General features: G+C 56.4%; 22 protein-coding genes and 2 pseudogenes. 18 read left to right on the top strand and 6 right to left on the bottom strand.

What is annotated here, in order from left to right; genetic code table 11:
* The first annotated feature begins 63 nt into the window (after positions 1–63).
* The 15 genes and pseudogenes from N438_RS00005 (at position 64) to N438_RS00070 (ending at position 14,733) form a co-directional block, all read left to right on the top strand.
* The gene (locus N438_RS00005) at positions 64–957 is read left to right on the top strand and encodes an SUMF1/EgtB/PvdO family nonheme iron enzyme (protein WP_116696001.1); all 894 of its coding nucleotides are present in this window, start codon (positions 64–66) and stop codon (positions 955–957) included.
* A gap of 52 nt (positions 958–1,009) precedes the next feature.
* Positions 1,010–1,111 carry a hypothetical protein gene (locus tag N438_RS27645; RefSeq protein WP_071787070.1) on the top strand — a complete coding sequence of 34 codons (102 nt, stop codon included), beginning with the start codon at positions 1,010–1,012 and terminating at the stop codon, positions 1,109–1,111.
* A gap of 21 nt (positions 1,112–1,132) precedes the next feature.
* Positions 1,133–2,026 (top strand): SUMF1/EgtB/PvdO family nonheme iron enzyme, encoded by an 894-nt coding sequence (locus N438_RS00010; protein ID WP_116696002.1) that lies wholly within the window; start codon positions 1,133–1,135, stop codon positions 2,024–2,026.
* Positions 2,027–2,158: 132 nt separating this feature from the next.
* On the top strand, positions 2,159–2,386 hold the full coding sequence (locus tag N438_RS00015) for a DUF6392 family protein (protein ID WP_008804367.1): 228 nt from the start codon (positions 2,159–2,161) through the stop codon (positions 2,384–2,386).
* Between the two features lie 114 nt (positions 2,387–2,500).
* Positions 2,501–2,949, top strand: a pseudogene (locus N438_RS28645) (DUF6392 family protein).
* A gap of 296 nt (positions 2,950–3,245) precedes the next feature.
* Positions 3,246–3,512, top strand: a complete 267-nt coding sequence (locus N438_RS00025; RefSeq protein WP_004175522.1) for a PAAR domain-containing protein — start codon at positions 3,246–3,248, stop codon at positions 3,510–3,512.
* Between the two features lie 3 nt (positions 3,513–3,515).
* Positions 3,516–4,673 carry a hypothetical protein gene (locus N438_RS00030; protein WP_060619675.1) on the top strand — a complete coding sequence of 386 codons (1,158 nt, stop codon included), beginning with the start codon at positions 3,516–3,518 and terminating at the stop codon, positions 4,671–4,673.
* On the top strand, positions 4,657–8,064 hold the full coding sequence (locus N438_RS00035) for an ImcF-related family protein (protein ID WP_116696003.1): 3,408 nt from the start codon (positions 4,657–4,659) through the stop codon (positions 8,062–8,064). Before N438_RS00030 ends, N438_RS00035 begins: the two co-directional genes overlap by 17 nt.
* Before the next feature lie 134 nt (positions 8,065–8,198).
* Positions 8,199–9,962, top strand: coding sequence for a type VI secretion system baseplate subunit TssF (tssF, locus tag N438_RS00040; protein ID WP_116696004.1), 1,764 nt, complete (start codon positions 8,199–8,201; stop codon positions 9,960–9,962).
* 29 nt (positions 9,963–9,991) lie between these two features.
* The gene (gene tssG / locus N438_RS00045) at positions 9,992–11,008 is read left to right on the top strand and encodes a type VI secretion system baseplate subunit TssG (RefSeq protein WP_165818779.1); all 1,017 of its coding nucleotides are present in this window, start codon (positions 9,992–9,994) and stop codon (positions 11,006–11,008) included.
* Entirely contained in the window at positions 10,989–11,525 is a 537-nt protein-coding gene (gene tssJ / locus N438_RS00050; RefSeq protein ID WP_077263621.1) for a type VI secretion system lipoprotein TssJ, read from the top strand. The genes tssG and tssJ overlap by 20 nt, the downstream gene beginning before the upstream one ends.
* Positions 11,526–11,527: 2 nt before the next feature.
* Complete coding sequence (tssE, locus tag N438_RS00055) at positions 11,528–11,971, top strand: type VI secretion system baseplate subunit TssE (protein ID WP_004152261.1); 444 nt, start codon at positions 11,528–11,530, stop codon at positions 11,969–11,971.
* A gap of 19 nt (positions 11,972–11,990) precedes the next feature.
* Positions 11,991–13,274, top strand: a pseudogene (locus N438_RS00060) (VasL domain-containing protein).
* Between the two features lie 131 nt (positions 13,275–13,405).
* On the top strand, positions 13,406–14,320 hold the full coding sequence (locus N438_RS00065; protein ID WP_012541334.1) for a sugar ABC transporter substrate-binding protein: 915 nt from the start codon (positions 13,406–13,408) through the stop codon (positions 14,318–14,320).
* A gap of 83 nt (positions 14,321–14,403) precedes the next feature.
* Positions 14,404–14,733 (top strand): DUF1869 domain-containing protein, encoded by a 330-nt coding sequence (locus tag N438_RS00070; protein ID WP_008804379.1) that lies wholly within the window; start codon positions 14,404–14,406, stop codon positions 14,731–14,733.
* 81 nt (positions 14,734–14,814) lie between these two features.
* On the opposite strand, the gene ychF is transcribed toward N438_RS00070, so the two are convergent.
* Complete coding sequence (gene ychF, locus N438_RS00075; RefSeq protein WP_008804380.1) at positions 14,815–15,909, bottom strand: redox-regulated ATPase YchF; 1,095 nt, start codon at positions 15,907–15,909, stop codon at positions 14,815–14,817.
* 117 nt (positions 15,910–16,026) lie between these two features.
* On the bottom strand, positions 16,027–16,611 hold the full coding sequence (gene pth, locus N438_RS00080) for an aminoacyl-tRNA hydrolase (RefSeq protein WP_004180389.1): 585 nt from the start codon (positions 16,609–16,611) through the stop codon (positions 16,027–16,029).
* 272 nt (positions 16,612–16,883) lie between these two features.
* Between pth and ychH the strand changes: the two genes are divergently transcribed.
* Together ychH and N438_RS00090 are read left to right on the top strand one after the other, a co-directional pair.
* Positions 16,884–17,159: a stress-induced protein YchH gene (gene ychH / locus N438_RS00085; RefSeq protein ID WP_002910437.1), complete on the top strand. Its 276-nt coding sequence runs from the start codon at positions 16,884–16,886 to the stop codon at positions 17,157–17,159.
* Between the two features lie 220 nt (positions 17,160–17,379).
* Positions 17,380–18,426 (top strand): MerR family transcriptional regulator, encoded by a 1,047-nt coding sequence (locus N438_RS00090; RefSeq protein ID WP_012541336.1) that lies wholly within the window; start codon positions 17,380–17,382, stop codon positions 18,424–18,426.
* On the opposite strand, the gene dauA is transcribed toward N438_RS00090, so the two are convergent.
* From dauA to lolB, 4 genes are all read right to left on the bottom strand, one after another.
* Positions 18,427–20,106: a C4-dicarboxylic acid transporter DauA gene (dauA, locus tag N438_RS00095; RefSeq protein WP_071787626.1), complete on the bottom strand. Its 1,680-nt coding sequence runs from the start codon at positions 20,104–20,106 to the stop codon at positions 18,427–18,429. It abuts the gene before it with no gap.
* Positions 20,107–20,356: 250 nt separating this feature from the next.
* On the bottom strand, positions 20,357–21,304 hold the full coding sequence (prs, locus tag N438_RS00100) for a ribose-phosphate diphosphokinase (protein ID WP_002910407.1): 948 nt from the start codon (positions 21,302–21,304) through the stop codon (positions 20,357–20,359).
* Between the two features lie 183 nt (positions 21,305–21,487).
* Positions 21,488–22,336, bottom strand: a complete 849-nt coding sequence (gene ispE / locus N438_RS00110) for a 4-(cytidine 5'-diphospho)-2-C-methyl-D-erythritol kinase (protein WP_012541338.1) — start codon at positions 22,334–22,336, stop codon at positions 21,488–21,490.
* Positions 22,336–22,947, bottom strand: a complete 612-nt coding sequence (lolB, locus tag N438_RS00115) for a lipoprotein insertase outer membrane protein LolB (RefSeq protein ID WP_008804385.1) — start codon at positions 22,945–22,947, stop codon at positions 22,336–22,338. Before lolB ends, ispE begins: the two co-directional genes overlap by 1 nt.
* Positions 22,948–23,218: 271 nt before the next feature.
* On the opposite strand from lolB, the gene hemA reads away from it, so the two are divergent.
* Positions 23,219–24,475 (top strand): glutamyl-tRNA reductase, encoded by a 1,257-nt coding sequence (gene hemA / locus N438_RS00120; RefSeq protein WP_012541339.1) that lies wholly within the window; start codon positions 23,219–23,221, stop codon positions 24,473–24,475.
* The last annotated feature ends 30 nt before the right edge of the window (positions 24,476–24,505 follow it).

Consider the following 24,505-nt stretch of genomic DNA (forward strand, 5'->3'; position numbering starts at 1 on the left):
ATGATCGACGACCAGCACCCGACGGGGACAATGACTGCCTGATGCAAAGGCTTAGGTGATAAGATGAGAAAATTAATCGTAGTTGCTTCTGTTGCCGCCAGTTTACTGCTCGGGTGCGACCAGAAGAGTATTGGCAAGCGTGAAACCTTGTCTGAAGCGCTTGTTGCTAAGTCGCTTTCTAACATGGTTCCCGTTAAGGGCGGCGAGTTCTTAATGGGGGATTTTGGCCCATTAGTCGGTGAAAAACTGCCTTTCAGCATAAACCAGGATGATAAGGTATTACATAAGGTTGTATTAAGCGATTTTTCGATATCAAAGTTTAAAGTTACCAACGATGATTATAATAAATATCTGCAGATAACAGGAATAAAAAAACCTCCCATTAATATTCTGGTAAAAGAGTACCCATCCTTGCAAAAAGGTGATTACTCTGTTGGTGTGACCTGGCAACAGGCAAAAGATTATTGTCAGTGGCTAGGTAAGGAGTCCGATAAAAATATTGATTTACCGACAGAAGCACAATGGGAATATGCGGCAAGGTCAAGAGGGCAGTATCTTCCTTTTGCGACTAATAATGGAAATTTCGAGCTTGGTTCTAATATACCTGAACAAAAGAAATTAGATGAATACACAGATGGTTATGGTTTTCCTATTTATCCAATTGGGAAATATCCTCCGAATCCGCTAGGTTTATACGATATGGGGCTAAGTGGAGCCGAATGGAGTAATGATTGGTATTCAACTGATTATTATTCCCACTCCCCTATTTATGATCCTCAAGGTCCAGTTAAAGGTAATGAAAAAGTTTTAAGGGGGTATGTTGGCGGAGATCGTCAGTATGCCTTGACTATATTCAGGCAATCGTCACAACCTGTGCCAAAATTTGCTGGGCGTGATGATTATCAAAAGTTTGGAGTTAGTCCTCTTTTTGTATTTCGTTGCGTTATTAATAAATAATATCGTTTGACTGTAATACTATATTATAGTCTGAACGCTCAATGAATATAATATTCCGCTGGACAGCCTGTTTAAACCTGTCCCGGATAGCCTGATGTCAGAATATCTGGCCATGATCGACGACCAGCACCCGACGGGGACAATGACTGCCTGATGCAAAGGCTTAGGTGATAAGATGAGAAAATTAATCGTAGTTGCTTCTGTTGCTGCCAGTTTACTGCTCGGGTGCGACCAGAAGAGTACTGGCAAGCGTGAAACCTTGTCTGAAGCGCTTGTTGCTAAGTCACTCTCTAACATGGTTCCCGTTAAGGGCGGCGAGTTCTTAATGGGGGATTTTGGGCCGTTAGTCGGTGAAAAACTGCCTTTCAGCATAAACCAGGATGATAAGGTATTACATAAGGTTGTATTAAGCGATTTTTCGATATCAAAATACAAAATCACCAATGATGATTATAATAAATATTTGCAGATAACAGGGGTAAAAAAAGCACCCATCCATATTTTTTTAAAAAATTATCCATCCTTGCAAAAAGGATATTATTCTGTTGGTGTTACCTGGCAACAGGCAAAAGACTATTGTCAGTGGTTAGGTAAGGAGTCTGGTAAAAAGATTGATTTACCAACAGAGGCGCAATGGGAATATGCAGCAAGATCCAGAGGTCAATATTTTCAGTTTCCAACAAATAATGGTGACTATTTACCTGGAAAAAATGTTCCGGGTAAAGATGAATTAGATAAATATACAGATGGTTTTGGTTTCCCATTTTACCCAGTAGGCAAATATCCCCCAAACCCCCTGGGTCTGTATGATATGGGGCTCAGTGGCTCTGAATGGACTAATGACTGGTATGCAGCAGATTATTACTCTCATTCTCCGGTAAACGATCCTCAGGGGCCTGCGCAGGGTACTAAAAAAGTCCTGCGTGGATATATTGGCGGCGACAGACAGTACGCTTTAACCATGTTCAGGCAATCAAAATTGCCAGTTCCGAAGATCGATAAAAACGATGACTATGAAAAATATGGTGTTGGTCCGCAGTATGTATTTCGTTGTGTCGTTAATAAATAATGTGTGATGCTATATCTTATTTTAAAAAATCGGTGGCGTTCAACATATAAGGTTTTTTATAATGGATGGTAAAATCATGTACAGTAGTGAAATTATTTCATCGTCATCAACGATGATTGTCAACGGAAAAAAGTGGTGCTCATTAAAAATCTGAAAGAAGAGATGTTAAGGTTTGAAGATGAAGCCAAAACTGACTGGCTGTTTCCTAATCCTATGCCGTTTGGTCTGGAACGAGTTATGACTCAGCAGTGGGTGCGGGCTTATCTAGGATTTCCGATGGTTTATGTTGAAGCAAAAATTGTTATGACTGCTTATAGGGGGGGAAGAGATATATACCTTACCTGTTCCTCATCAAAATAGTTCTGTCGGATTTACCTATAACAAGGATTTATTTGCAGAAACCGTGATTTTTAATCCACTGGAGAGAGCAAAGGGGATTCATATTGCGCTGGAGAAAAAGCGACTTGGTGGCAAATGAATATTGATATCGAACACTTGTGAAGCAATTAGGTAAACCTTATCAGGATATTTATGAACAGGGTTTAATTCCCTACAAAACAAAACCAACGATTACTGTTAGTGATGATATTTCCAGGCTGGATATGAGGCGAGAAGGAATATTTTCATCTTTTATAAATAACCAGAAAAAATCTTGAGGAAGTAACTTTGCGGTTAGAAGATGAAAAAAAACGGCTTGGTTATTTCCTAATCCGCTGCCATTTAGTCTTGAATCAGTAATGACGCAGCGATGGATGCGCGAACGCTTTGGATTTCCCATAGGTTATGGCGAACGCAAAACGATAGAGAGCTATAGTCGTCGTATTAGCGAGGTATACCCACTGTTGCCACCTAATCAGAAAATGTCTGTTTTATTTGCTTATAATTCTGATTATTTTGTTGTTAGTGTATTTTTTATTGTATAGAGCATGCAATAGAAATTAAGGCGGATCTCGCGAGTATAAGGTCGTCTGGCAATTGGCGTTCGAAGTGAAAAGTTATTAATGTAGGGGATATCACCTGGGGAAGAAGTATATATTAAGTAAAGAGAGGTGTGCAGCTATTCCAGATATTATTTTATGTTTATTATTCTTTGTTTGATAGGAGTAGCCGGTTTTTGTCTGTTATTAAATGTTATTGCCTCACTCTTTAGGTTGAAATAGATGCGATTGAGTATTCTAATTAATAACTACTGTATCGCTGATATATAAAAGGAAATTCAATGTCCAAAGGTTTTGTATTACTCGGCGATAAAACTACGCACGGCGGTGCTGTTATTTCCGCATCCTCCACCATGATTGTAAATGGAAAGCCTGTAGCGCTGGTGGGGGATAAAGTCAGCTGCCCGATTCCGGGACATGGCACTAATGCCATTATTGAGGGAGCGCCGGAATGGTCTTCCGATGGTAAAGCCATCGTGGTCGATGGCTGCAAATGTCAGTGCGGTTGCCAGGTGATTTCCGGCGCGCCGGAATGCGCGATAGGATAAAAAATGGGCTGGGTACGAACAAAAGCATTGACCATGGAGCAGCCATCGGCTCCTTCACTGACCCGATGGCTGTTTGCCGGTGTACTGATGGCGATTATCGGTGTCCTGCTCTTTATCCTCCATGCTTCCGGCACCGTAAAAATTCTCTCAGTGATAAATATCTGGTGGGTATCCCTGATGCCTGCAGGATGCTGGTTGCTGATTTTTTGTCTGCGTTGCTACCTGTGGGACAGGGATCTGAAAGCGCATCAGTTCTTGCTGAAAGAGGCGGAATACGGACAGCAGAGGTGGGAAGACTGGGCCGGGCGCTGGCTGGCCGTTCTGGGCAGTGCAGTGCTGTTGCCGGATCATATTTCTGCGGCGCATTGGGGAAGTGAGCGGCCTCAGCAATACGGACTTACCCGCAGGATTAATTACCTTCCGGTAGAAGAGCCGGTGCAGTTGAGTGCGATGCATGCGCTGCTGACCAGTATAGAAGAGCGCGTGCAGTGCCTGCCGGAAGAGCTACCGCTGTATGTCACCCTGATCACGGATAATCCCTCGCCTGAGCTGACCAGCAGTTTCAGTAATCTCTGGAAAGAACACATTCCTGGCCGCGCCGTGCCTGATGATATTACCGTTACCGGCTCATTCTCACTGTCGGAAGTGGAGGAGCGCCTGAAGCAGCCTGTACTGACGGTCAATTTACTCCTGGTCATCCAGCTCAACGGTGGTACAGCATACTCCGACGGGCTGGCCGTGCTGCTGCTGACCAGCGATGATGTGGCGCAAAAATACCATCTGCCGCACTCATCACGGCTGTTACGTCCTATGCCCTTAGATATGACGAACTTTGAAGACGATATCACCCTGTTTCTGGAAACCCAGACTGTCGCCTGCCAGACGCCCTCCGTTATCGGGGACGCAAAAAAATGGACGGAAAGAAGCGCCGCGCTTATCACGCAGGGCGGCAAAATGCATACCCCATGGAAAGCTGAAGATATCGCGCTGCTGGAAAAATGGTGCGGTATTCCGGGACCCGCAGCGCCCTGGCTCCTGGCCGCCCTGGCAGCCGATCTGGTCAGCCTCCGTAAACAGCCCCTGCTGGCGTTATTTTCCAGCGAACAGGAACATTTTATCAGTACCATCACCCCAGGGAGTGAAGATGAATATACCGGGTAATGGCCTGGGCCGGTTTGGCCTGGCCGGGCTTACGTTGGCCGGGATGGCTGCAATATGGTGGGGGATCACCCGCTATGGCGGCATGCTGAATATCAATACGCGGGGCGAGCAGGTACTGGCGTTTGTCCTGGTCTGTCTGGCGTTGGTATTTGTTTTTTACCTTCCTGCAATGTCCCGCCGTGTGAAGGAGAGTTTATATCGCCGGCAGTCGCAGCAGGCCAGCGTCTTACCCGGCGAAGAAGGGCGCGTGGCGCTGACACCTCCCCATCATATTACGGTGGGGGAAATTCGCCAGACTCTACGCTATCAGTATGGACGCGCCTGGTCCCGCAAAGTCCGTATTCTGCTGATAATTGGCTCAGTCAGAGACGTAGAACAACTGACCCCAAAGCTCACGCAGGAACTCTGGCAGGAAGATCAGGGTACATTATTGCTGTGGGGTGGAGACCCTGGGGCAGCGGTAGATAACGCCTGGTTCACAGCGCTGCGTAAACTGCGTTATCGCCCGGCTGATGGTATGGTGTGGGTAACATCGGGCTTTGACGGCGTTTTGACAACGATGAACAGAACGAAGCCCAGGCTCACGCCAGATGAAATGGACAGTGTGTCTCACTCTCTAAAGCTACGCTACGAAGCTCTTGGCTGGAAACTACCCCTATACGTCTGGTCGCTGTATGAGGGGGGCAACGAAAAAAATGGACGTATCACTCAGCCTGTAGGCTGCCTGTTACCTGCAGGTAGTACGCCGCAAATAGTTGCCGAACAGTTCACTGCCCTGGCGCCGTTACTGATAGAGCAGGGCATCCAGCAGATATGCGGGCAACCACAGCACAATTTTTTACTCGCGCTGGCCGATCAGTTGACCCGTAAACCGGAAACGGTGACGGAGCCGTTATCGGTACTGCTTAATCCTTACCGCCCGCAGCCGCTGGCCGGAGTGGTATTTAGTGAGGCGTCAGTAGAGGCTGGTCGCAGTGTCCGTCATCACTGGGGACGGGATAACCGCTGGGAAACGATACCAGACTCAGTGCTGTGGTTGCCAGCCGGTCTACGTCCGCGCAAACAGGGAGTCAACTGGATGCGTGGGATGAGCGTGGCAACTGCCGCCCTGATGTTACTCTGGGCCGCCTCAATGACAGTCTCTTTTATCGCCAACCGCGAGCTGGTTACGACCGCACAGCAGCAGGTGCAGCAGGCCTCGGCGGGAAAACAGCCGCTGGCCGTACGCCTGCATGCGCTCTCCGCGTTACAGAAAACGCTTTCTCAACTGGAATACCGCTCGCAGCACGGCGCGCCGTGGTATGCCCGCGCTGGCCTCAGTCAGAACGATGACCTGCTGGCGGCGCTGTTTCCGCGCTACGGAGAGAGGGCGCAGCCGCTGCTGCGCGATGCGGCGGCGCGTCATCTGGAAGAGCAGCTCACCGCCTTCGTACAGCTGCCGCCGGACAGCCCGCTGCGTGAGACGATGACGAAGACCGCTTACGACCAGTTGAAACTGTACCTGATGCTGGCCCGCCCGGAGAGAATGGATGCTGCGTGGTTTGCGGGAGCGTTGATGCGCGAGTGGCCGCAGCGTTCCGGCGTGGCGGACGGCGTCTGGCAGGGTAGCGGCCCTTCGCTGCTGGCATTTTATGCCGCCAGTCTGGCGTCGCATCCGCAGTGGCGTCTGCCTGTCGATGACGGTTTGGTCAGCCAGGTGCGCACACGGTTAATTCGACAGATGGGCCAGCGCAACAGTGAGTCCACGCTTTACCAGAAGATGCTCGCGCAGGTGGCGAATCAGTATGCCGATATGCGCCTGGCGGATATGACTGCCGACACCGATGCTTCGCGTCTGTTCAGCACTGATGAGGTGGTGCCGGGAATGTTTACCCGTCAGGCCTGGGAGCAGGCCGTGCAGCCGGCCATTGAGAAAGTGGTCGCGGAACGCCGCGATGAAATGGACTGGGTGCTGAGTGATACGAAGCAGACTGCCGCGCAGTCGACGTCGCCGGAAGCTCTGCGAGCCAGGCTGGCGGAGCGTTATTTCGCTGATTTTAGCGGCGCCTGGCTGGATTTCCTCAACAGTCTGCGCTGGCAGCGCGCGGCGACCCTCTCCGATGCTATCGACCAGCTGACACTGATGGCCGATGTGCGCCAGTCGCCGCTGGTGGCGCTGATGAACACCCTGAGCGTGCAGGGGCGAACCGGCCAGACCGGGGAAGCCATCGCCGATTCGCTGGTCAAATCGGCCAGGCAGCTGTTTAACCGTGATAACCCGCCCGCCATCGATCAACGGTCCGGCGCGCGCGGTCCTCTGGATGCCACCTTCGGGCCCGTGCTGGCGCTGCTGGACAATCGCGACGGCGGGACGCCCACCAGCCGCCTCAGCCTGCAGACCTTCCTGACCCGCGTCACTCAGGTGCGTCTGCGCCTGCAGCAGGTCACCAACGCCACCGACCCGCAGGCGATGACGCGCCTGCTTGCGCAGACGGTGTTCCAGGGCAAGGCTGTGGATCTAACCGAAACGCGCGATTACGGCAGCCTGGTGGCGGCGGGACTGGGCCAGGAGTGGAGTGGTTTTGGGCAGACGCTGTTTGTTCACCCGATGGAGCAGGCCTGGCAGCAGGTATTGACCCCGGCGGCGGAAAGTCTCAACGCCCAGTGGCGCAGCGCGGTGGTGGAGGACTGGAATAGCGCTTTTGGCGGTCGCTACCCCTTTAAAAATACCAGCAGTGAAGTCTCTCTGCCGCTGCTGGCAAAATATCTTAACGAGACCGGGCGCATCGCCCGCTTTCTGCAGACCCGGCTGAACGGTGTGCTGCATAAAGAGGGGAGCCGCTGGATGGCGGACAGTATCAATGCTCAGGGACTGACATTTAACCCGGCCTTTCTGCAGGCGATGAATACCCTGAGCCATCTCTCCGACGTCGCGTTCGCTAACGGCGAAGCGGGATTGCATTTTGCGCTACGCCCCGGCACGGCGGACGGTGTGATGCAGACGGAGCTGGTCATCGACAGTCAGAAACTTGTCTATATGAACCAGATGCCGGCCTGGCGGCGGTTCAGCTGGCCCGCCGACACCGAAGCGCCGGGCGCTAGTCTGAGCTGGATCAGTACCCGGGCGGGCACCCGCCAGTATGGCGATTTCCCGGGCGCCTGGGGGTGGATCCGACTGCTGGATAAGGCGGTAGTCAGCGCTTATCCCGGAACGAGCAGCAGCTGGAGCCTGAGCTGGAAAGCGCCGGATGGTCTGTTGCTGAACTACACGCTGCGTACCGAGGCGGGGGAAGGACCGCTGGCGCTGCTGTCTCTGCGAAACTTTACGCTACCGGAGACGATATTCAGCGTGCGCGCGCCTGCTGAGCGTGTTCCGCTGACCGACGATATACCCGGAGAAGAGGGATACTGAAACCGCCTCCCAGACTGATTGGCGTTGACCTGCAACGCCAGGCCTCCTTCGCTCATGGCCGCCCGACGGCCAACTAATCTGACCGCGCAGCCATGCTGCGTGTCTCCCTGTAGACGAATAATGGAATATTCATAATGGACGATTTAACCCTGCGATATTTTGACGCTGAAATGCGCTACCTGCGCGAGGCGGCAAAAGCGTTCGCGCAGGCTCACCCCGATCGGGCGGCGATGCTGGATCTCGATAAAGCCGGTACGCCGGACCCTTACGTTGAGCGCCTGTTTGAAGGCTTTGCCTTTTCCGTAGGTCGCTTGCGCGAAAAAATTGATGATGATCTGCCGGAGCTGACCGAGGGGCTGGTCAGCATGCTGTGGCCGCACTATTTGCGCACCATTCCATCGCTATCGATCGTGGCGCTGACCCCAACGCTGCCGGCGATGAAGATGGCGGAAACGGTGACCCCCGGGTTTGAGATTAGCTCCCGCCCACTGGGGCCGAAAAATACCGTGTGCCGGTACCGAACCACCCGCGATCTGACGCTTAATCCGCTGGCGATAGAGGAGGCGGTGATGACGGCGGAGCCGGACGGACGTTCGGTCCTGCGGCTACGCTTCGCCTGTAGCGAGCTGGCTGATTGGTCGCAGACCGATCTCCGCCGCCTGTCGCTGTACCTGGGAGAAGACGCCGTTACCGGCAGCGCCCTCCATCTGTGGCTGACCCGACGCCAGGCCGCGCTGTACCTGCGCCTGCCGGGTCAGACAGAGCGGATAAGCCTCGACGGCTATTTTTCCCCGGGGGGATTCAGCGAGGAGGATCGTTTATGGCCGAAGGGGGAGAGCGCTTTCAGCGGCTATCAGTTGCTGCTCGAGTATTTCACCTTTCGCGAAAAATTTATGTTCGTGCAGCTAAATGGCCTGGAAAACATCACCCTGCCGGCGGGGATATCGCATTTCACGCTTGAGGTGGTGTTCAGCGAGGTCTGGCAAAGCGATTTACCCGTCAGCGCAAGCAGCCTGCGCCTGCACTGTGTGCCGGTGATTAACCTGTTTACCCTCGAGGCCGATCCGTTGACCATCAGCGGGCTGGAGAGCGAATACCTCCTGCGTCCGAAGCGCCTGCAGGACGGGCATACCGAAATCTATTCTGTCGACAGCGTGACCGGCTCCGGGCGCACCGGGGAGGCACGCTATGTGCCTTTCACCCGCTTTCGTCACCAGGGGGGAATGATGCGTCGCCATGCGCCGGAGCGCTACTACCACACCCGCGTCAAGCGGGGCGTTACCGGTATGCACGACACCTGGCTTATCCTCGGCGGACAGCAATGGGAGGCCGACCGGGCGCTGGCGCGGGAAACGGTCTCCTTGCGCATCACCGGCACTAACGGCCAGCTGCCGCGCCGGGCGCTACAGAGCACACTGCTGGATCGCTGTGAGTCGATATCAGCCACGCCGCTTACCGTCCGCAATCTCTGTAAGCCCACATTGCCGGTATATCCCCCGGCGGAAGACCGCTACCACTGGCGGGTCATGAGCCATCTGGGCACCCGTTTTCTCAACATGATGAGCAGCGCCGAGGTACTGCGCGGTACGCTGTCGCTCTACAACTGGCGGGAGGATGAGCTCAATAACCGTCGTCTGGACGCTATTCTGGCGGTCAGCCATCACCGAATTCAGCGTTTCGAACAGGGATTCCTGCTGCGTGGGCTGGATATCGAAGTGACGCTCGACGGTAGCGGATTTACCGGTGCGGGCGATGTCCACCTGTTTGGCAACATGCTCAACCGCTTTTTCGCGCTGTATGCCGATATGAATCAGTTCAACCAGCTAACGCTCATCGTTCAACCTGAAGGGAAATGTATCCGGTGGAAAGAGAATCACAGTCTGCGGCTGCCCGGCTGATGGCGCAGCTCCGGCCTCAGTTGCCATACATGAATTTTTACCGCTTCTGCCAGTTGCTGGAGAAGATCCAGCCGAAGGCGCCGGTCATCGGCAGCGACTGGCAGTTGGGTGATGAGCCCATACGCTTTCGCCCGCATCCGGGGATGGGTTTCCCGGCCGGCGAAATCCGTGGAATGGACGATCCTGAACCGCCCCGACCGCCGGCGGTTCGCGTTGCTTTTATGGGGCTCTACGGCGTGGAATCCCCGCTGCCGACCCACTATAGCGATGACATTGCGCAACGGCGGGAAGGCGTCGAGGCAACCGAGGATTTTCTCGATATCTTTAACCATCGGCTGATCGCCCAGTATTACCGTATCTGGCGCAAATATTCCTACCCGGCAACCTTTCGGGCGGGTGGCACGGACAACACCTCGCAGTATCTGCTGGGCCTGGCGGGGCTTGGCATACCGGGATGTGCCGCCGTTGCCGCAGCGCCGCTGTCGCGATTTCTGGCGCTGCTGCCGGTGATGATGCTGCCGGGGAGATCCGGGGAAGGCATGGAGGCGCTGGTGGCGCTCCTGGCCCCGGGGACCCGGGCGACGGTGTACCACCACGATCCCTGCCGGATCCCCTTGTCGCAGCCGTTAACGATGAGCATCCGCCAGCCGGTTAGCCTGCAACACAGGCCAGTGATGGGAACTCACGCCACGGATGTGAACAGTCAGGTGTTGCTGCAGCTAGCCACGGAGAATCCTGATGAGGTTCGCGGCTGGCTGCCCGGCGGCGAACTGTTCAGCGACCTGATGGCGCTCCTGCACGTCTGGCTCGGATCTCATCTCGACGTGCGGCTGCAGCTTTGCGTCGCCCGCCATTTACTGCCGGATGCGCAACTTTGCTGCCAGCAGGCGCATGCCGTCCAGCTTGGCCGTACCGCTGTGCTGCGTCCGCTGGATGCGCAGAAACAGGCTGACGACAGGATCACGATTTATCTGGGGCGCTATCAGCGCGTCCGGGAAAATATCCACCGCAGGGAGAGCGATGAAGATGGCGATTACCGCAGATAAACCCTCCGCCAGGTTGCTGGCATTCCTTATGGTTACCGTCTTAACCGGCTGCGGCCTGACGCAGACCGTGAAAGACGGCGCCGTTTCCGTGACCCAGTCCATTTTTTACCCCCAGGTGAAAACCCTGCATCTGGATCTTCGCGCCCGGGAAGGGGTGAATAACAACGCCAAAGGAGCCTCCCTGGCGACGGTAGTGCGTATTTACCAGCTTAAGGACCGGCAGGCGTTCGACAATACTGACTACCCGTCGCTGTTTGCTGGCGATGGCCAGGCGCTGCAGGCGGACCGGGTGGCGGAAAAAGATGTTCGCCTGCGTCCGGGCGAATCGGTGACCGTCGATATGCCTATGGAAACCAGCGCGCAGTTTGTGGCGGTGGCGGCCATGTTTATCGATCCAGACCTGACGCAAAACAGCTGGCGGCTGGTACTCACCCGGGACGATCTTGACCCGGCGAGGCCGCGCATTATCGAAGCCAGCCAAAATCAACTGACGCTGCACCCGCTTAAGGAGAAGTGAAAATGCCTCGTCCCTCCCTGTATGACATCCTGTACGGCAACTTCGCCGGCGGGCTTGACCTGAATACTGTCAGCGAAACGGATCAGGTCATCCTGTCGGTGCTCGATAACATGCAGCGCATCCTTAACTGTCGGGCCGGAACGCTGGCGCATCTGCCGGACTACGGCCTGCCGGATATGACCGCTATCCTCCAGGGCATGCCGGCGTCGGCGCATCAGCTGATGAGCACGTTGTCGGCGGTATTGCTGAAGTACGAACCGCGCCTGCAGCGGATCGCGGTGGTGATGCTCGATCAGCATGCGCCCGGCGAACTGCGCTATGCCATTGATGCGGAGCTGAAGGATATTGGCCTGGTGCGTTACGGCACAGAGTTTATGCCCGAGGGCAGGGTGTTGATCCGCCACCTCAAACGCCAGCAGTATCTTGACGCCCGCTCCGCCCTCTAATCTCTCGCTGAAAGACATCATGATGACAACACACGACGAACGCCACTATAAAACCGGTGGCGACCCGCGCACGCTGGCTGATTTTATTGCCCTGCGTGCGGAAATGAACAAGCTCAGCCACCCGGCGCGGCCGGATATTAACTGGCCGTATGCCGAGCAGCTTGCCCGCTCGCTGCTGGAGCATCACGGCGCGGATCTGCAGACTGTCGCCTGGTATACGCTGGCCCGCGCCAGGCTGGGCGGGCTGGCAGGGATCCACGAGGGGCTGTCGCTAATGGAGTCGCTGCTGGCCCACCAGGGGAAAAACCTGTGGCCGCAGGCGCTCCCGGCCCAGACAGAGATCTTCCGCACCCTGAGCAAGCGGCTGCGGCAGGTGCTCCGCACTCTCAGTCTCGCCCCGGCGGATCTCGAGTCGCTTGGTCAGGCTGAACGTTCGCTGCAAAGCTTCGACGCAGTGCTCCAGCGCCTTGAGATCGCGCCTGAAAACTCGCTGAGCGACCTGCGGGCGCTGTTGCACAGCACGGTAAGCCGCTTCGAGAATCTCGACCCTGCGCCAGCGCTCCCCACCGCGCCGCCGGTGGCGGTGTCTGACGCGGAACTTCCCGGCGCTCTGGTCAGCGAAGAGGATGCGGCGAAGGTTGAACCAGTGCCAGAACTAAAACGTAGACCAAAGGCTGAGCCGCTTGCGCCGCCTTTACCTGCAAAGCGGCCCGCGCCAGTGGTGGCGTCTTCTCCGGCAACCGCGCCGCGCTGGAAGCCGTTTGTCGCCGGGATGGTCACCATGCTGGCGGTGACGGGCATCGCCGTCGGTGGATGGCTGGCGTTGCGTCAGTCCGATTTACCGCCCATTTCGGTGACCCAAAATGTGATACCGGGCCTGCCGGGGGCATCTCCCCTGATGCCGGTGGATCTGCCTCAGACGCAGCGCCAGCTTGGCGAGCTCGCCCGCCTGGCGCCGGACTGGGCGGTAAGCTACGGCGACCAGCTGGTCCGGCAGGCCCTGAGTCGCCGGCCAGCTCAATACCCTCGACGAGCAGAAGGGGAGATACCTCACGGTGAGCGAACTGAAAACCGCAGTGTTTGCCATCATGCAGTCGTTTAACCGCGCCGTTCCGCTGGAGGAGGAGCTACGCCAGCTGGCCGCGCTTCCCGTTGATCAACCCTGGCCTGCCGCCCGGGGAAGCCTCGCGGAGCTGCATCTGCAACAGCTGATCGTGGAGTATGCCCTGCTGAAGCGAAAGCAGGCGCCGCCCGCTGAGATCCCCCTACCGGTAAGTCCTCAGTGAGTGAGGCGGTGAAATAAAGTGTGCGCATGGCAACATTTTCTTTACATCATGATTGCAAGAACCGAACGCCCTTCGTAGTCTGAAAATGATTTAAATATACCATTTGTGTTTATATTGAAAATTTCATTTCGACCTCTGAGGGCATGCTATGAAGCACTGTAAAATCATCCTGTTAGTGGGGTTACTTGCCTGTTCCGCCTCGGCTTTGGCGGAGAAGATCGGCGTCTCAATGGCCTACTTCGATCAAAACTTTCTCACCATTATCCGCCAGTCCATTGAGAAAGAAGCTCAAGCCCGCCACGTCGACGTGCAGTTTGAAGACGCCCGCGGCGACACCGGACGTCAGGCCGATCAGGTGCAGAGCTTTATCGCCTCTGGCGTGGACGCGATCATCGTCGACCCGGTGGACTCCGCCAGCACCCCGCAGCTGACGAAGATGGCACAGCAGGCCAAAATGCCGCTGGTGTATGTGAACCGGACGCCGGGGGATAAAACGTTACCGCCTGGCGTGGTGTTTGTCGGTTCGGACGAGCGGGAGTCCGGCACATTGCAGATGGAGGCGCTGGCGAAGCTGGCGAACTACAAAGGCAATGTCGCCATCATGATCGGCAATCTCACTGACGCCGGCGCGCTGCAGCGCACCAAAGACGTCGAGCAGGTGGTGGCCAAATATCCGGCAATGAAAGTGGTGCAGAAACAGCCGGCCAACTATTCCCGCAGCGAGGGAATGGATCTGATGCAGAACTGGACAGGCAACGGGGAAGCGATTGATATTGTGGCGGCGAACAACGATGAGATGGCGATTGGCGCGGCGATGGCGCTGGAGAAGAGCCAGAAGAAGCTGTTGATCGGTGGGATCGACGCCACGCCGGACGGGCTGAAAGCCCTGGCCAGCGATAAGATCCAGGTGACGGTCTTCCAGGACGCCGTCGGTCAGGGCAAAACGGCCTTAGCGGTAGCGCTGAAGCTGATTAAAGGAGAAAAGGTCGAGTCTCATGTCTGGATCCCGTTTGAGTTAGTGACCAAAGAAAACATGCAGACCTATGTGGAAAAGAGTCATTAACGGCAAGGCGCACGTGAACGAACTTTGCTGATAAAACCGGGCTGATAATGTGACGCCCGGGCAACGAAACCGGAGGAAAAGACATGGCAACGGCAAGAAGCGGCTATACGCTGCAGGTGATAAAGGCAGGGCAGCAGGGACATGTTGAAATGAGGTGGGGGCATCTCGCAGACGTTGATACGCGCGCGGCGGCGGCGGCCATCGTGCAGCAAATCGGGCGACCATCGTCCGCAGCGAGCCAGCAGGAGATCAGTCTGTCACTGACCAATGCCGCCAGCGGCATCTCGGTCGAGCTTCATCACCCGGCCTCAGGGGAAAGCGCCACCCCGGCTTTCATCGAGGGCGAGTTAAAGAAAATTGTGCAGATCGTTGATGGCTATGAGGCGGCTGAAGAGACCCATATTGTGGAGTAGCGTGTCGTCCGGGAAAAAAAAATCCACGCCGCTGCGTGGATTTTTATGACGCGGTGGTGGCGAAAACGCCAGCCAGCGGGATCAGACGTTGAACAGGAAGTTCATCACATCGCCATCTTTCACGATGTAGTCTTTACCTTCAGCACGCATTTTACCGGCTTCTTTTGCACCCTGTTCGCCTTTGTAGGTAATAAAGTCTTCATAGGCGATGGTCTGCGCGCGGATAAAACCTTTTTCGAAGTCAGTGTGGATCTTACCGGCTGCCTGCGGCGCGGTTGCCCCGACCGGGATGGTCCATGCGCGAACTTCCTTCACCCCAGCGGTGAAGTAGGTCTGCAGATTCAGCAGCTCGTAACCGGCGCGGATCACGCGGTTGAGGCCTGGCTCTTCGAGACCCAGCTCGGCCATAAACTCGTCGCGGTCAGCGTCGTCCAGCTCGGCAATATCGGACTCAACGGCGGCGCAAACGGCGACGACCACAGAACCTTCGGCGGCGGCAATTTCACGGACTTTATCGAGATAAGGGTTATTCTCAAAGCCGTCTTCATTGACGTTGGCGATATACATGGTCGGCTTCAGCGTCAGGAAGCTGAGGTATTTAATCGCTGCTTTGTCTTCGTCGGTCAGGTTTTTCAGTGAACGCAGCATGCCGGCATTTTCCAGCTGCGGCAGGCATTTTTCCAGCGCCGCCAGCTCAGCTTTAGCGTCTTTATCGCCGCCTTTAGCTTTCTTCTGCACACGGTGGATAGCGCGCTCGCAGGTGTCCAGATCGGAGAGTGCCAGCTCGGTGTTGATAACGTCGATGTCGTCAGCCGGATCCACTTTGTTGTTAACGTGGATAATGTTGTCGTTTTCAAAGCAGCGAACCACGTGACCGATGGCTTCGGTTTCACGGATGTTGGTCAGAAACTGGTTGCCAAGACCTTCGCCTTTGGACGCGCCTTTCACCAGGCCCGCGATATCAACGAATTCCATCGTCGTCGGCAGGATGCGCTGCGGTTTGACGATTTCAGCCAGCTTGTCCAGACGCGGATCGGGCATCGGTACGACACCGGTGTTCGGCTCAATGGTACAGAAGGGGAAGTTGGCCGCTTCAATACCCGCTTTGGTGAGCGCATTGAACAGGGTGGATTTGCCGACGTTGGGCAAACCGACGATACCGCATTTGAATCCCATGATTTAAATCACCTTAATCTTTGGATAATCAATCTGTTATAAGCAACAGATTGCAGAAAATTGAATAGCTTTGCCTATTATACACGGTGCGCGGCAAAAATGCCGCACGACAACGGCTTATTGCGCCTTAAAGGCATGTAAGCGGTTGGTGGCTTTGGTCAGCCCGTCCTTTAACCAGATTTCGGTGCAGCGCGCCGCTTCGTCGACAGCATCATCAATCAGTTTCTGCTCGCTGGCCGGCGGTTTGCCGAGTACAAAGCCGACAACCTTGTTTTTGTCACCCGGATGGCCGATCCCGACGCGTAAGCGGTGAAAGTTCGGGTTATTGCCGAGCTTACTGATGATGTCCTTTAGGCCGTTGTGGCCGCCATGGCCACCGCCAAGCTTGAATTTCGCCACCCCGGGCGGCAAATCCAGCTCATCATGGGCGACCAGAATTTCATCCGGGTTAATGCGATAAAAGGTCGCCATTGCAGCCACTGCTTTACCGCTGAGGTTCATAAACGTCGTAGGAACCAGCAGGCGAACGTCTTCGCCCGCCAGATTGATGCGCGAGGTGTAGCCGAAGAACTTGCTCTCTTCGCGCAGCGGCGCACGATGGCGATCCGCCAGTAAATCTACATACCAGGCGCCAGCGTTGTGCCGGGTGGCGGCATATTCCGCACCGGGGTTGGCCAGGCCGACAATCAGTTTAATGGTCACGTTTTCTTTCCTGCATGGGGCATTCTCTGCCGCGTAGTGTACTGTCTGCGGGCGCGCTTGACAAAGTTCTGCCCATGAGACAATACCAGCATTGATGATTACCCACCTGAATCATTAGAATTTGATATTGTTCAGAGGCTTATTTGTAAATATTTGTCTAATCGGTGTTCACTAATGTGATCGTGGGCGCACTCCAGGGCAGGGACCCTGTCTATACTACACCTATAAGATTTGGGGATATTCCCTGGCAACCCAAAGTCCGGAGGTGACACATGAAACGCAAAAACGCTTCGTTACTCGGTAACGTACTCATGGGGTTAGGGTTGGTGGTGATGGTTGTGGGGGTAGGTTACTCCATTCTGAACCAGCTTCCGCAGCTTAACCTGCCGCAATTCTTTGCACATGGCGCAATCTTAAGCATCTTCGTTGGCGCCGTGCTCTGGCTGGCCGGTGCCCGTATTGGCGGCCACGAGCAGGTCAGCGACCGCTACTGGTGGGTGCGCCACTATGATAAACGCTGCCGTCGTAATCAGCATCGCCACAGCTAACCGTAGCATGATTTCCCGCATCGGCCCCTGAAGGCCGATGCGTTTTCCTGTGACTCTCGTTATTTCCTCCTCTTTTCCCCATCACCATACGACCCCATTCCGTCCTGACCTCCGTGCTGCTAAGGTTGCCGCCACAATGAATAGCAAATGAGGTTTTCGCTTGACCCTGACGTTACGTCAGGCAGCAGAGTAGCGGACCTGGCCACAGAGAGGAGCAGTCATGTTAATTCAGGTGGGAGAGCTGGCGAAGCGCGCCGGAATGACGGTGCGTACGCTGCATCATTATGAACAGACGGGGCTGTTAACGCCTTCGGCCAGAAGCGAGGCGGGCTATCGGCTCTATAACCTGTCCGCGGTTCAGCGCCTGCATATGATAAAGGCGCTGGCGCAGGCCGGGCTGACGCTCGCCACCATCAAGGACTATCTCGATCGGCAAACGCTGTCGCTACCCGAGCTGCTGACGCAGCAGATAGAGACGCTCAACGCCCAATTGCGCGATGTCGGCAGGCTGCGCGACCGGCTGTTGGTGCTGCGCGAGGCGCTGGCGGGCGGCAATGAACCCGATCTGGAGTCCTGGCTACAGACGCTGGAGTTAATGAAAATGTACGATCGTTGGTTTAGTCAACAGGAGTTAGCCGCGCTGCCGTTTGCGGCACAGGATGAACAGCGCGCGCAGGCGTGGCGCGAGCTAACAGAGGAGGTGCAGACGCTGATGGCGAGCGGCTGCCCGACGGACAGTCCGCAGGCGATGAGTCTGGCGACGCGCTGGATGGAGCGCCTGGAGCAGGATACGGCAGGGCGCCCGGAGTTTCTGACCCGCCTGAACGAGATGCATGCCGCCGAGCCGCAAATGGTTGAACAGACCGGCGTCACCCCGGCCATCATCGCCTTTATCACCGAGGCCTTTGCCGAAAGCAAACTGGCCATCTGGGCTCGTTACCTCGACGACGAGGAGATGGCGTTCACCCGCCGACACTATTTCGACCGGCTACAGGAGTGGCCTGCGCTGGTGGCGAAGCTGCATCAGGCGTGCCGGGAGGGCGTAGCGCCGGACTCGGCGTCGGGTCAGGCGCTGGCCCGGGCGTGGCTTGAACTGTTTCAGTCCTACGCCGGTACCCGGCCGCAGACGTTGCAGAAGTTTCGTCGGGCAATGGAGCAGGAGCCGCATTTGATGAAGGGCACCTGGATGACGCCGGCGGTGCTGAGCTGGCTGCAGCAGGCGACCGGAGCCTTGATGCGGCAGGCGCAGGGGCCTGCCGCCGGGTGATCACAGGTCAGCCAGCGCGGCCTGACGATCGGGGTAGAAGCTCAGGCGTCCGGGCAGCGGCTTGACGCCGGCGCGCGCTAACGTGCGCAGCGGCTGAAACTCGAGGTTAGATACGCGCAATTCACAGCCTTCCGGCAGTTTGTTCACAAAGCGCTGGAAGGCATCCAGACCACCGGCGTCGAGAACCGGCACCGCGTCCCATTTCAGCACCACGATGCGCTTGCCGGCGATCCGGGTCTCCAGGTCGTTGAACAAGCCTTCGGCGGCGGCAAAGAACAGCGGCCCAATCACCCGCAGCACCAGCACATCGTCTGGCACCTCGACGTTGACCGGCGCCAGATGGGTCATGCGCGCGATACGGCGCATAAACAGCAGCGAGGCCAGCACGATCCCGACGCTGATGGCAATCACCATATCAAACAGCACCGTCAGCGACATGCACATCAGCATCACCACGATGTCGTCTTTCGGTGCGTGGCGCAGCAGGTTGATCACTTTATGCGCCTCGCTCATATTCCATGCCACCATCAGCAGCAGGGCGGCCATCGCCGACAGCGGCAGCCAGGAGAGCAGCGGGGCGAGGATCAGCAGCGCCAGGATCACCAGCAGGGCGTGGATCACGGCGGCCACCGGCGATGTGGCGCCGGCGCGGACGTTTGCCGCCGAGCGGGCAATCGCCGCGGTGGCAGTGATCCCGCCGAAGAACGGCGCAACGATGTTGCCCAGCCCCTGGCCAATCAGCTCGCTGTTGGCTTTATGCTTGGTACCGGTCATGCCATCAAGCACCACCGCGCACAGCAGAGATTCAATGGCGCCGAGCATCGCCATGGAGAACGCGGCAGGCAGCAGAGCCTGCAGCGAGGCCCAGCTCAGGGTAAAGTTTGAACCCGGCATATCCCAGGGCAATACCAGCTGCGGCAAAAGTTGCGGAATACCGTTGCCCTGAGTGCCGTCTGCCAGCTGATAGTGGAACTGCGAGCCAATTGTGGCGACATCGCCGCCGAGCAAATTAACCACCAGCATCACCGCGCAGCCGGCCAGCAGCGCCGGAAGGTGGCCCGGCAGACGGATACCCAGCCGCGGCCAGAGGATCAAGGTGCCAAGGGTGACGACGCCGATGGCTGCATCGCCGGGGTTAATCGTTGGCAGGGCCATCGCCAGCGCCGCCACTTTCTGCAGGTAATGCTCCGGCACATGGGGCATCTGCAGGCCGAGGAAGTCTTTAATCTGCATGGTACCGATGGTGATACCGATCCCGGAGGTGAAACCGAGAGTCACCGACAGCGGGATATATTCGATCAGACGGCCAAAGCGCGCCAGACCAAAGAGAATTAAAAAGATCCCCGACATCAGCGTCGCCACCAGTAGCCCCGCCAGACCAAACTGCTGGGAAACCGGATAGAGGATCACCACAAAGGCGGCGGTCGGACCGGAAACGCTAAAGCGCGACCCGCCGGTTAAGGCGATCACAATCCCTGCCACCGCTGAAGTATAGAGGCCGTACTGCGGCGGCACACCGCTGCCAATCGCCAGCGCCATCGCCAGCGGAATCGCAATGATCCCGACGGTGATCCCGGCGATCAGGTCGCGGGTAAAGCGGGCGGTGGTGTACTTTTCTTTCCAACAAGCGTCGATGAGGGCGCGGAAAGGCATCACATGTGAGGAAAATAATCTGTTCACAATAATGTTTCATCCATGAGCGCATCATCTGTCAACTAAATGGCAGGTGAAGGAGGCATTGGTCATTTCCACGTCATCCTTCGGGATGCCTCTGTGTTGGCTGCGTTCATTTACCCCGGTCACGTACTGCCTGTACGCTCCCGGGGATTCATTCACTTGCCGCCTTGACGCATGCCAAATGATTTTGTGGAAGAATTAAAAATTCAGAGACAAAAAAACCCGCCGCAGCGGGTTTTTATGCTCGGCTCGATTAATGTTCGAACATAGCAGAGATAGATTCTTCATTGCTGATACGGCGAATAGCTTCAGCCAGCATACCGGAGAGCGTCAGAGTACGCACTTTATCCAGCGCTTTAATTTCGGGTGCCAGCGGAATGGTATCGCAAACGACAAATTCATCAATCACAGAGTTTTTGATGTTCTGGATAGCGTTACCGGAGAAGATCGGGTGCGTGGCGTAAGCGAATACGCGTTTCGCGCCACGCTCTTTCAGCGCTTCTGCCGCTTTACACAGGGTGCCGCCGGTGTCGATCATATCGTCGACCATCACGCAGTCACGACCAGCCACGTCGCCGATGATATGCATCACCTGGGAGACGTTGGCGCGCGGACGGCGCTTGTCGATGATAGCCATATCGGTATCATTCAGCAGTTTAGCGATAGCGCGGGCACGCACGACGCCGCCGATGTCCGGAGAAACCACAATCGGGTTGTCCAGGTTCAGCTGCAGCATATCTTCCAGCAGGATTGGGCTGCCGAACACGTTATCAACTGGCACATCGAAGAAGCCCTGGATCTGTTCTGCGTGCAGGTCAACGGTCAGCACGCGGTCAACGCCGACGCTGGACAGGAAATCCGCCACCACTTTCGCGGTGATTGGCACACGAGCAGAACGAACACGACGGTCCTGGCGAGCATAACCGAAGTAAGGGATAACGGCGGTGATACGACCTGCCGAAGCACGACGCAGAGCATCAACCATAACAACCAGTTCCATCAGGTTGTCATTGGTGGGAGCACAAGTGGACTGGATGATGAAAATATCACCACCGCGTACGTTTTCATTGATTTGTACGCTGACTTCGCCGTCGCTAAAACGACCTACAGCGGCGTCGCCAAGAGAAGTGTACAGGCGGTTGGCAATACGTTGTGCTAGTTCCGGGGTGGCGTTACCAGCAAAAAGCTTCATATCAGGCACGAGAAGAACCTCAGGCATGCGTCCAGTGGTGGATGAGTGGGCCAATAATGTGCGGGCTGGCGCCATTCGATCCAGTCGGTGTATTTAAAGAGCACGATGCAACGTCTGGAACAGGGTGACGTTGTCACCGTAACTCAATTTCCCCGGTTGACTCGTTATCGTTGCGCCATCACGGCGCAGGATTCAGAGCAGGGCCTGCTTGAGCGGCGAGAGGTTAACTCCGCGCGCTACAAAGCCATTTAGCCATGCCGGGGCAGTGTCCAGCACCTGACGGGCAGCGGATTCGGTGTTAAATTCAGCAAACACACAGGCCCCTGTGCCGGTCAGGCGTGACGGCGCATATTCTAACAGCCAGGAAAGCGCTGCATCAACCTCGCGAAAACGTTTTCTTGCGATAAGCTCGCAATCGTTGCTGAATTCACAATTTAATAACGTATTAATTGACCGGCGCGGGGTATTTCGTGGTAGCTCCGGATCGCGAAAAATGACTGGCGTCGGAATACTGACCCCCGGGTGCGCCACCAGGTACCATTTTTCCTCGGGCTCCACCGGCGTCAGAATTTCGCCGACTCCTTCGGCAAAGGCGGCATGACCGCGCACGAAGACCGGCACATCGGCCCCCAGCTGAAGGCCCAGGGTCGCCAGCTCCTCTTCCGAGAGACCGCAGCCCCAGAGATGGTTGAGCGCCACCAGCACGGTGGCGGCATTGGATGAGCCGCCGCCCAGGCCGCCGCCCATCGGCAGGCGCTTGTCGACACTGATATCGGCGCCGCTACCCGCCGGCAGGCGGTCGCTTTCGCTGGCGGCACGCATCAGCAGACGCGCAGCGCGAACGATCAGGTTCTCCTCGTCCGGCACGCCGGCCACCGGCGTCAGCAGGCGCAGTTGACCGTCAGTTCGCGGTTCGATTGTCAAGGTGTCGCCATAGTCGAGAAACTGAAACAGCGTCTGCAGGGTATGGTAGCCATCGGCCCGCTGGCCGGTGATATATAAAAACAGATTCAGTTTTGCAGGAGAGGGCCAGCGGCTCATCATTTCACGATCCAGTTATCCATCTTCAGCTTGATGCGCTGAGCGCCATTGTTCAGCTCGACATTAGACGGCAGGGCTGGCTGGGTATCGCTGGTGTAGCCGCCGTAGGTGACGTGCCAGGTTTTGCCATTTTGCGTGTAGTTAAGTTCACGCAGACGGTACTGATCGTCCAGCGAATAGTCGGTGGCGTCGCCCGGCAGGCCGATGATCCACTGGCGCAGGCTGTTCAGCGGGATCGGCATCCCGGTCAGGCGGCCGATCATCTCTTCGGCATCGGTGGCGGTGTAGGTCTGGCCTTTGTTATCGATCAGCTGCACGCTGCCTGGCTGCGCGGTCAGCGACAGCTCGGTGCTGCCCAGCGGGTTGGTCAGCAGCAGGCGATAGCGGTCCTGGCCGGTCTGTTGCCAGAAGAAGCGAGCATAGACTTTTTGCTCATCGGAAAGATAGGCAAACGCCCCGCGAGTCTGGAACTGGTTGAGGCTGCGAACAGCCTGCTGGTGCTGACGCCACTGCGGCGAATCCGGGCTTTTGCCAGGCCCTTGCGGCGTATGAAGAGAACAGGCGGTGAGGACGAGGCTGGCCAGCGGCAGCAAGCGGAACAGTCGATTCATAATGATGACAAATCCTTGATGTCTACAGGGAAAAACGGCGGCAGGGGAACAGCGGGCCGATTTGTGTAGCAGGTTACATTTATAACCCTTAATGCTAGCGTCGCCGGGCGATAGCGTCTACGTTCAAGTTGTCTGAAATCAAAAAATTAACGTTAATGGCGGTCTTGCTTTGGCTATTACTCCAAAAGGGGAGCCTCTCTTTTATTGATTACGCGCATCCTGTATGATGCACTCAGACTAACCTTAGCAACGCTGGTACTACTCCCTCACAATGACCCTTTTAGCTCTTGGCATCAATCACAAAACAGCGCCGGTCGACCTGCGAGAACGTGTGACGTTTTCGCCGGAAACGCTCGATCAGGCGCTGGAGAGCTTGCTGGCTCAGCCGATGGTGCAGGGGGGGGTAGTGCTGTCGACCTGCAACCGCACGGAACTCTATCTCAGCGTCGAAGAGCAGGACAATCTGCAGGAAGCGCTGATCCGCTGGCTGTGCAACTATCACGGCCTCAACGAAGAAGACCTGCGTAAGAGCCTCTACTGGCACCAGGATAATGACGCCGTCAGCCATCTGATGCGCGTCGCCAGCGGCCTCGATTCGCTGGTGCTGGGCGAGCCGCAGATCCTCGGCCAGGTGAAAAAAGCGTTTGCTGATTCCAGCCGCGGTCATCTGAACGTCAGCGAACTGGAGCGGATGTTCCAGAAATCGTTCTCGGTGGCAAAGCGTGTGCGTACCGAAACCGATATCGGCGCCAGCGCCGTTTCCGTCGCGTTCGCCGCCTGTACCCTGGCGCGGCAAATCTTTGAATCGCTCTCCAGCGTCACCGTGTTACTGGTCGGCGCCGGTGAAACCATCGAACTGGTGGCGCGCCATCTTCGCGAACATCACGTGCGCAAAATGGTGATTGCCAACCGCACCCGCGAACGCGCCCAGGCGCTGGCGGACGAAGTGGGCGCCGAGGTGATTGCCCTCAGCGATATCGACGAACGGCTGAAAGAGGCCGACATTATTATCAGCTCCACCGCCAGCCCGCTGCCGATCATCGGCAAAGGCATGGTGGAGCGCGCGCTTAAGGCGCGGCGTAACCAGCCGATGCTGCTGGTGGATATCGCCGTTCCGCGCGATGTCGAACCGGAGGTCGGCAAACTGGCCAACGCCTACCTTTACAGCGTCGACGATCTGCAAAACATCATTCAGCATAACCTGGCGCAGCGTAAAGCCGCGGCGGTGCAGGCGGAATCGATCGTCGAGCAGGAGACCAGCGAATTTATGGCCTGGCTGCGCGCGCAGAGCGCCAGCGAGACGATTCGCGAATACCGTTCTCAGTCTGAGCAGGTCCGTGAGGAGCTGACCGCGAAGGCGCTGGCCGCGCTGGAGCAGGGCGGTGATGCCCAGGAAATTATGCAGGATCTGGCCCGCAAGCTGACCAACCGCCTGATCCACGCGCCAACCAAATCTCTTCAGCAGGCCGCCCGTGACGGGGACGACGAACGCCTGCATATTCTGCGCAACAGCCTCGGGCTGGAATAGCGCACCTTTCTCTTATTTTCAGGACAGGGT

Origin of the sequence: Klebsiella sp. GL120222-02 (assembly GCF_003097195.1) — a bacterium.
Classification (GTDB): domain Bacteria; phylum Pseudomonadota; class Gammaproteobacteria; order Enterobacterales; family Enterobacteriaceae; genus Klebsiella; species Klebsiella variicola.

Coding starts and splice junctions, on each gene's coding strand:
- N438_RS00005 (WP_116696001.1), top strand. CDS start 64: ATGAGAAAATTAATCGTAGTTGCTTCTGTTGCCGCCAGTTTACTGCTC.
- N438_RS00010 (WP_116696002.1), top strand. CDS start 1,133: ATGAGAAAATTAATCGTAGTTGCTTCTGTTGCTGCCAGTTTACTGCTC.
- N438_RS00025 (WP_004175522.1), top strand. CDS start 3,246: ATGTCCAAAGGTTTTGTATTACTCGGCGATAAAACTACGCACGGCGGT.
- N438_RS00030 (WP_060619675.1), top strand. CDS start 3,516: ATGGGCTGGGTACGAACAAAAGCATTGACCATGGAGCAGCCATCGGCT.
- N438_RS00035 (WP_116696003.1), top strand. CDS start 4,657: ATGAATATACCGGGTAATGGCCTGGGCCGGTTTGGCCTGGCCGGGCTT.
- tssF (WP_116696004.1), top strand. CDS start 8,199: ATGGACGATTTAACCCTGCGATATTTTGACGCTGAAATGCGCTACCTG.
- tssG (WP_165818779.1), top strand. CDS start 9,992: ATGAATTTTTACCGCTTCTGCCAGTTGCTGGAGAAGATCCAGCCGAAG.
- tssJ (WP_077263621.1), top strand. CDS start 10,989: ATGGCGATTACCGCAGATAAACCCTCCGCCAGGTTGCTGGCATTCCTT.
- tssE (WP_004152261.1), top strand. CDS start 11,528: ATGCCTCGTCCCTCCCTGTATGACATCCTGTACGGCAACTTCGCCGGC.
- N438_RS00065 (WP_012541334.1), top strand. CDS start 13,406: ATGAAGCACTGTAAAATCATCCTGTTAGTGGGGTTACTTGCCTGTTCC.
- N438_RS00070 (WP_008804379.1), top strand. CDS start 14,404: ATGGCAACGGCAAGAAGCGGCTATACGCTGCAGGTGATAAAGGCAGGG.
- ychF (WP_008804380.1), bottom strand. CDS start 15,909: ATGGGATTCAAATGCGGTATCGTCGGTTTGCCCAACGTCGGCAAATCC.
- ychH (WP_002910437.1), top strand. CDS start 16,884: ATGAAACGCAAAAACGCTTCGTTACTCGGTAACGTACTCATGGGGTTA.
- N438_RS00090 (WP_012541336.1), top strand. CDS start 17,380: ATGTTAATTCAGGTGGGAGAGCTGGCGAAGCGCGCCGGAATGACGGTG.
- ispE (WP_012541338.1), bottom strand. CDS start 22,336: ATGAGCCGCTGGCCCTCTCCTGCAAAACTGAATCTGTTTTTATATATC.
- lolB (WP_008804385.1), bottom strand. CDS start 22,947: ATGAATCGACTGTTCCGCTTGCTGCCGCTGGCCAGCCTCGTCCTCACC.
- hemA (WP_012541339.1), top strand. CDS start 23,219: ATGACCCTTTTAGCTCTTGGCATCAATCACAAAACAGCGCCGGTCGAC.